Source organism: Methylobacterium isbiliense (assembly GCF_022179325.1).
GTDB classification, from domain to species: Bacteria; Pseudomonadota; Alphaproteobacteria; order Rhizobiales; family Beijerinckiaceae; genus Methylobacterium; species Methylobacterium isbiliense.
Genome location: NZ_BPQQ01000143.1, coordinates 1 through 7,775, shown reverse-complemented (window position 1 = coordinate 7,775; position 7,775 = coordinate 1). Strand labels below are relative to the sequence as shown.

The following is a 7,775-nucleotide window of genomic DNA, read 5'->3' as shown; positions in this document are numbered from 1 at the left end:
ACTCCGATGGGGGCTGACCAGTGTCCAAAATGCTGGAGGAAGATCTCAGGGCACCGGCGGACCGGCAGGCACGATGGAATATACATCGCCGTTTCTGGTGGGATGTCCAAGCTATCTCGACATGTCCTTTCCACAAAGTGCAGCTTCTAAAGTCTTGTCCTGCTTGCGATCCCGAGTTAGAGCGACCTGTCGGGTGGCATCACGGATCGCTGACGCGGTGCACACGGGGTCATTCCCTACTCCGGTGCGAGTCGCAAGCAGTGACTGAAGATGATGCCGCTGCGGATTTATACATCGTGGGCCGCTTAACCGGTGCGCGACAGATCGGATCGGATTTTCTGGATGCTCTTCCACTTGATCTTGCTCTCTCTGTGATCAAGCGATTTGGGATAGCTGCCGTACATGGCCCTTATGCAAAGATCAGGGGATCGGGCTTGGATCGTAATCTGCATGTCATGTCTGCCGGCTTCCGTGTTGCGAGCGAATGGCCAACGAACTATGTTGGTTTGCTTGATGCTCTCGCTTCATCGGCACCCGGGTGGGGAGCGAAGGTGGTCTACGGAAGGCTTTATCGATGGGCAAAGTCGATTCCGAGTGGAAGCCGCATCGAAAATATCAAGAGTATATTATTCGATCATTGTGCAAGGCGGGCTTATCTACACGAATCATCCTACATAAGGAGGTCACATTCCTCAAAATTTGTCGGCATTCGCTCGCTGGCTGCGCAACTTGATCGTCATCCCAAGGTAATAGCAAAATGCCTCGAAGAACTCGGCGCGAAATCATCTGGACCCGGTCGCGGAAATCCAGAATCAATATCAGCAAAAAATGCGAAGCAGGTTGAAATTATAGTCTCACGCCGCTTGAAACGTTCGGATCTTAATGTATTGCTCGGCACATCTTCGCGCAATACCCAGATGCTCATATCGAAAGGCCTAATAACTCCTGGTATTGTCGATCCTTTGCTGAGTCGTAAGATCGATGATTTCGACAAGCTCGCCGTAGAGCAATTTCTTCAGAAACTTCGCGGTTCGGCTCCGCTAGTGAAAGAAGCCGGACAAGATGTATTTTCGATGGCAGACATCGCAAAGAGACTTAGGATGGGCTCCATCGCCGAGGTATGCGACTTCATGGTCCGCGCCGACCTGACGGCCTCTGCGGTGCTTGAGAACTGCAAAGGCATCCCGTCGCTGTTATTTGATGCTCGAAGTGTTGAAGAGGCTAAGGTCAGAATTTTCAACAGTCTGAATTCGCGGCAGGCCGCTCGCGAGCTGGGCATATCACTAGCCTCACTAAGTATTGCCATCAATAATGATGTTCTAACTCGAACATTGAATCAGTACGGTGAGTCACGCATTCCATTGAGCGAGGTCGTGCGCTTCTGGCAGATTTACACCACCCCCTCGATTCTTGCCAAAGAATACGGAACGAGTGCGAGGGTTGTACAGCGCGTCATGAGAAAATGCGACGTAGCACCAATTCTTTCATCAACCCATAATTGGGTCTTCATACTATATAGACTAGCCGACGTGCCGCGGGATTTCGCTAGAGAAGTAGCTATGACAAGAGCTAGGGTTTATAGAAGAGCCGCATAGGGCGTGAAGAGTTTTATTCATTTGTTTTCCTTGTTGCGATGCTTACGAGTCAGGGACGCCGTCCTTAGGCGCACTGCTACATGCTGTGGTCTATTCGGATTCCGGTGTTGAAGCGGTTCGACAATGGTCTCCCCTTCGATACGATCAATAGCTTAAGATCGAAGACTCCTGGCGCTAGCGCTTTGGCGCTCAACGCACGTCGCGGCGTAGTTGCCGGGTTGGGTCGAGTCGAGACCACTTAGACTGCCTAGGCACTTCTTGGTTCGTTCGTCTTGTAAATATCGCCTAAACAGACGCGGGCCTGGACGGCTGGAAAATCAGGCATGGCATCCGCGCCTTGATCCGTCGAACGGATCGAAGCTGCGTCGCGGTTCCACATTAGAATCCGAATGTCCTGCTGTCGAGCGTACTAACGCAGGAGAGCTTTCCAGAGGCCAGCGGCAGGCGGGCTATCGGGCTCGGGCAAGTTCCGAGGAAGACCGAGCGCCTAGCCTCTGTCATCCAGCCTGTGTTAATTTCTGTTCAATATCAGCTCTTTATCAATTTATTGAGTGCCCGGATAAACTTCTGTGACAATCTGGACAATCTATTTTGCTATCGGTCCATGCAGAATGGTGCCGTTCTGGATAATTTTTCCTGAGGTGCGACAGCTGGACTTGGACGACCTGCGCAATGTCGTCATGGCCACGGTCAACAACGCGCCCGTCTACCTGCGCCAGATCGCCGAGGTGTCGTTTTCCGCTAAGGTCAAGCGCGGCGAGGCCGGCTACCAGGGCAAGCCGGCCGTGATCGTGTCAGTCGAGAAGCAGCCCGACGTCGACACGGTCAAACTGACCCGGCAGATCGAGCAGGCCTTGGGCGAGATCACCCAGACCCTGCCGGACGGCATCAAGGCTGATCAGATCCTGTTCCGGCAGGCGAATTTCATCGAAACCTCGATCGCCAACGTCGAGCGGGTGCTGCTGGAAGCCATCGTGGTGGTCGCCGCAGTGCTGTTCCTGTTCCTCTTGAACGTGCGCACCACCGCGATCTCGCTCCTGGCGATCCCGGTGTCGATCCTGACCACCGCGGTGGTCTTTCATCTCTTCGGTCTGTCAATCAACACGATGACTCTCGGCGGCCTCGCCATCGCGATCGGCGAGCTGGTCGATGACGCCGTGGTCGATGTCGAGAACATCTTCCGGCGCCTCGGCGAGAACCGCCGGGCCGGCAACCCGAAGAGCGTCTTCCAGGTGGTGGTGGAGGCCTCCAACGAGGTGCGCTCCGGCATCGTCTACGCGACGATGATCATCATCCTGGTGTTCGTGCCCCTGTTCGCCCTGTCGGGCATCGAGGGCCGGCTGTTTGCCCCCCTCGGGCAGGCCTACATCATCTCGATCCTGGCCAGCCTGTTCACCTCGATCACGCTGACCCCGGTGCTGGCCTCCTGGTTGCTGCCGGGCCTCAAGAACCTCGAAGAGCACGACAGCCGCTTTCTCAAGGCGCTCAAGCGCGGCAATGCCGCGCTGCTGGCCGTGGCGTTCCGCCACCAGCGCCTGCTGGTCGGCACGATCGCCCTGGCGGTGCTCGGCGCAGGGATTGCCGCGTGGCAGCTGCCGCGGGCGTTCCTGCCGCCCTTCAACGAGGGCAGCTTCACGGTCAACATGACCTTCAACCCGGGGATCTCGCTGGCCGAGAGCAACCGGGTCGGGTTGATCGCGGAGCAGCTGCTGCAGCAGATCCCCGAGGTGTCAGCCGTTGGCCGGCGCACCGGCCGGGCCGAGCTCGATGAGCACGCCGAGGGGGTGCACGCCTCGGAGATCGAGGTCGAGCTCAAGGGCGGTGAAGGACGGCCTAAGGAGGCGCTGGTCGCCGACATTCGCCAGCGCCTGGCGGTGCTGCCGGTCAGCGTCAACGTCGGCCAGCCGATCTCGCACCGCCTCGATCATATGCTCTCGGGTGTGCGCGCCGAGATCGCGCTCAAGATCTACGGCGAGGACCTGGACGCGCTCCGGCGCATCGCCAACAGCCTACGCGAGCGGTTCGCGACGATTCCCGGCCTGACCGACCTGCAGGTCGAAAAGCAGGTGCGCATCCCGCAGCTGGAGATCCGGGTCGACTACACCCGCGCCGCGCTCTACGGCGTGCAGCCCGCTGCGGTGGTCGATCAGATCAGCCGCCTGTCCAACGGCCGGGTGGTCTCCACGGTGGTCGACGGGGTGCGGCGCTTCGATGTGCTGATCCGCCTACCGGAGGACCAGCGCACCACCGTCGGTCTCGGCGACCTCCTCTTAGAAACCCCCTCGGGCTGGGTGCCGGCACGACAGGTCGCGGACATCCGCGAAACCGACGGCCCGAACCAGATCCTGCGCGAAAACACCCGCCGCCGGATCGTGGTGCAGGCCAACACGAACGGCGACAGCGACATGACCACCATCGTGGCGGCCATGCGCGCGGCCATCGCCCAGGAAAAGCTGCCGCCCGGGTTCTTCACCAGCCTGGAAGGCACGTTCCAAGCCCAGGAGGATGCCACGCGGACGATCGCGGCGCTGTCGGCGCTGTCGCTCGCGCTGGTGTTTGCGCTGCTCTACAGCCGCTACCGCTCAGCGGCGCTGGCGCTGATCATCATGGGCAACGTGCCGCTGGCGCTGATCGGCAGTGTCGCGGCGCTGTGGCTGGTCGGCCAGCCGCTCAGCGTGGCCTCAATGATCGGGTTCATCACCCTGACCGGCATTGCCGCCCGCAACGGCATCCTGAAGATCAGCCACTACCTCAACCTGGCGCTGCACGAGGGTGTGCCGTTCGGCAAAGACTTGGTCGTGCGCGGCAGCCTGGAGCGGCTGACCCCGGTGCTGATGACAGCCTTGTCGGCCGGCGTCGCGCTGGTGCCGCTGCTCTACGACGCGGCGAGCCCAGGCAAGGAGATCCTGCACCCGGTCGCGGTGACGATCTTCGGGGGCCTGATCAGCGCCACGCTGCTCGACACGCTCCTGACGCCGATCCTGTTCCTCCGGTTCGGCCGCCGCCCGCTCGAGCGCCTGCGCTCTGCCCCTGTTCAGCCCGCCTCCTCGGCTGGTGCCCCTGCGCCGATCCGAGAGGCGTTCTGATCCCTCAACCCTCAATCAAGGAGGAAAGAAATAATGCTGTTCTGGAGGTTAGCTGCTGTTGGCAGCCTGCTGCTCGCCGTGCCGGTTTGCGCCCACGAGGTCGCTGGCAAGAACGGCGGCCGGGTGACCGACGCCGGCAAATACCACGTCGAACTCGTCGCCAGGGACAAGACCGTCGACGTCTACGTCACTGACGAAGGTGAGAAGCCGCTGCCGGCGACCGGCTTCAAGGGCACCGCGATCCTGGTGATCAACGGCAAGCCAGCCCGGATCACGCTGATCCCCACCGACGACAAGAAGCTGACCGGCACCGCCGAGGTCGCCTTGGGCAGTGCGCCCAAGGGCGCCGTGCAGCTGACCGCGCCCGACGGCGCGACCGCCAGCGGTAAGTTCAATTAAATCCCTCATCCAAATGGAGAAATGGCCATGAAGGTCACTGTTCCCACCCTCGTCGCTGCCCTGCTCCTCACCGCCGGATCCGGCCTGGCGCAGACCGCGCACACCCACGGGGCGCATAAGCCGACGGCGAACGAGGCGAGCGATGCGCATCAGGCCGACATGCAGAAGATGATGGCCGACATGATGCCCAAGCCGGGTGATGCGCCGTCGACCAAGGACTTCAAGGACGCGGACATGGCGATGATGCACAACATGCACGTTCCCTACACGGGCAACGCCGACGTCGACTTCCGCACGCACATGATCCCGCACCACCAGGGTGCGATCAGCATGGCCAAGGTAGCGCTGAAGCACGCCAGGGACCCGGCCACCAAGCAGATGGCGCAGAAGATCATCGACGATCAGGAAAAGGAGATCGCCGAGATGCAGGCCTGGCTGAAGCAGCACGGCCAGTGAGCCGGCGGCCCGCCCTACCGAACTGGGCGGCGCTGCTACTGCCGTGCCGGGGGCGCGCCGTGACAGGCCGGCGCCTCACCGGCCTCCAGGCCCTGGATAATCGGGCAGTCCGGCCGCCCGTCGCCGTCGCAGGCGTTGGCCAGGGTGCGCAGTGCCCCGGCCATCTCCTGCAGCTGCTGCGCCCGTCCCTCAAGCTCGTTGATGTGGGTCAGTGCGATGACCTTCACCTCGGCGTTACTGCGGCCTTGATCGCTCCACAGCTCCAAGAGGAGCCGGATGCGCTCGACCGAAAACCCCAGGTCGCGGGCGCGGCGGATGAACCCGAGGCGGTGCAGGTCGGCCGGGCCGTAGTCGCGGTAGCCGCTGCCGCGGCGGCCCGCCGGCGGCACCAAGCCGATGCTCTCGTAATAGCGGATCATTTTCGCCGAGATGCCCGAGGCCTGCGCTGCCTGCCCGATGTTCATCGTCCCTGCCGCCCCCCTGTTGACCTTCCCATGATGGGAAGGTGCAGGCTGCCTGGCAAGAGGATCAAGACAGGACCCCGGCCATGACCGACCACGCCCACGACCACCCGCAGGATCAGGCTGCCGACGCCAGCTGCTGCGGTGGAAAGCGCAAGGCGACGAACGCCGATCAGGCTGCGGCGCCTGCCGGCCATGGTCACAGCTGCTGCGGGGGGCATAGCAAGGCGGCACCGGCAGCCCATGACCACGCTCCCCACGGTCATGACCATCATCATACGCATGACCACCCCGGCCCGACGGCCGAGGGGACCGTCAAGGACCCGGTCTGCGGCATGACGGTCGACCCGCACACGGCCAAGCATCGCGCCCAACACAACGGGCATCCCTATTACTTCTGCTCGGCCGGCTGCCAGGCGAAGTTCACGGCCGACCCGGCGCGCTACCTCGACCTAGCCAGTGCCGCGGCTAAGGCCGAACCCGTGCCCGAGGGCACGATCTACACCTGTCCGATGCACCCCGATGTCCGACAGGTCGGCCCCGGCGCCTGCCCGATCTGCGGCATGGCGCTGGAGCCGCTGCTGATCAGCACCGACACCGGCCCGAGCGCCGAATTTGTTGACATGACCCGCCGGTTCTGGATCGGCTTGGTGCTGACCCTGCCGGTGTTCGCGCTGGAGATGGGCGGTCACCTGACTGGCCTGGTTGATCGCCTCGGCCAGCAGAACAGCAACTGGCTGCAGCTGGTGCTGGCCACGCCGGTGGTGCTGTGGGCCGGCTGGCCGTTCTTCGAACGCGGCTGGGCGTCGGTCCAAAGCCGTAACCTCAACATGTTCACGCTGATCGCCCTCGGCACCGGCGTGGCCTGGCTCTACAGCGTGGTGGCGACCGCAGCACCAGCGGTGTTTCCGGCCGCCCTGCGCGGCCATGGCGGTGCCGTGCCGGCGTACTTCGAGGCTGCGGCAGTGATCACCGTACTGGTGCTCTTGGGCCAAGTGCTGGAGCTGCGCGCCCGCGAAAGCACCAGCGGCGCTCTGCGCGCCTTGCTCGATCTCGCCCCGAAGACCGCCCGCCGGATCCGGTCCGACGGCAGCGAGGAGGAAATCGGCCTCGACGCCGTGCAGGTTGGCGATCGCCTGCGCGTGCGCCCCGGTGAAAAGGTCCCGGTCGACGGCACCGTGATCGAGGGCCGTTCGTCGGTGGACGAGGCGCTGGTCACCGGCGAGGCGATGCCGGTCAGCAAGAATGTCGGCGCCGCCGTGATCGGTGGCACCCTCAACCAGAGCGGCGCCCTGGTAATCGAGGCCAAAAACGTCGGCCGCGACACCATGCTGGCGCGCATCGTCCAACTGGTCGCCGAGGCTCAACGGAGCCGCGCGCCGATCCAGCGCTTGGCCGATCAGGTGGCCGGCTGGTTCGTGCCGGTGGTCATGGCAGTCGCCGCACTGGCGTTCATCGCCTGGTTCGCGGTCGGCCCCGAGCCGCGCTTCACCTACGGCCTGCTGGCCGCGGTGGCGGTGTTGATTATCGCCTGCCCGTGCGCCCTCGGGCTGGCCACGCCGATGTCGATCATGGTTGGCGTTGGCCGCGGCGCCCAGGCCGGCGTGCTGATCAAGAATGCCGAGGCGCTGGAGCGCATGGAGAAGATTACCACGCTGGTGGTCGACAAGACCGGCACGCTCACCGAGGGCAAGCCGGCGGTCACCCAGGTGGTCCCGGCCGAAGGGTTCACGGAAGCCGAGATCCTGCGGCTGGCGGCCAGCGTCGAGCGCGCCAGC

General features: G+C 63.0%; 5 protein-coding genes and 1 pseudogene. 5 read left to right on the top strand and 1 reads right to left on the bottom strand.

From position 1 onward, the window contains the following. The first annotated feature begins 260 nt into the window (after positions 1 to 260). From MFF61_RS33320 to copM, 4 genes and pseudogenes are all read left to right on the top strand, one after another. Positions 261 to 1,595, top strand: a complete 1,335-nt coding sequence (locus MFF61_RS33320) for a hypothetical protein (RefSeq protein WP_238242068.1) — start codon at positions 261 to 263, stop codon at positions 1,593 to 1,595. Positions 1,596 to 2,239: 644 nt separating this feature from the next. Beyond that, positions 2,240 to 4,681: pseudogene (locus tag MFF61_RS33315) on the top strand (efflux RND transporter permease subunit); the annotation flags it as partial. Between the two features lie 33 nt (positions 4,682 to 4,714). Further along, a complete protein-coding gene (locus tag MFF61_RS33310) occupies positions 4,715 to 5,080 on the top strand; it encodes a hypothetical protein (protein WP_238242067.1) in 366 nt (121 codons plus the stop codon). A 27-nt stretch (positions 5,081 to 5,107) separates the two neighbouring features. Further along, complete coding sequence (gene copM / locus MFF61_RS33305; RefSeq protein WP_238242066.1) at positions 5,108 to 5,536, top strand: CopM family metallochaperone; 429 nt, start codon at positions 5,108 to 5,110, stop codon at positions 5,534 to 5,536. A 35-nt stretch (positions 5,537 to 5,571) separates the two neighbouring features. Here copM and cueR read toward each other — a convergent pair whose 3' ends face one another. Further along, positions 5,572 to 6,000: a Cu(I)-responsive transcriptional regulator gene (cueR, locus tag MFF61_RS33300; RefSeq protein WP_238242063.1), complete on the bottom strand. Its 429-nt coding sequence runs from the start codon at positions 5,998 to 6,000 to the stop codon at positions 5,572 to 5,574. An 83-nt stretch (positions 6,001 to 6,083) separates the two neighbouring features. On the opposite strand from cueR, the gene MFF61_RS33295 reads away from it, so the two are divergent. After that, the coding region (locus MFF61_RS33295; RefSeq protein ID WP_283206071.1) for a heavy metal translocating P-type ATPase at positions 6,084 to 7,775 on the top strand (1,692 nt) is incomplete at its 3' end.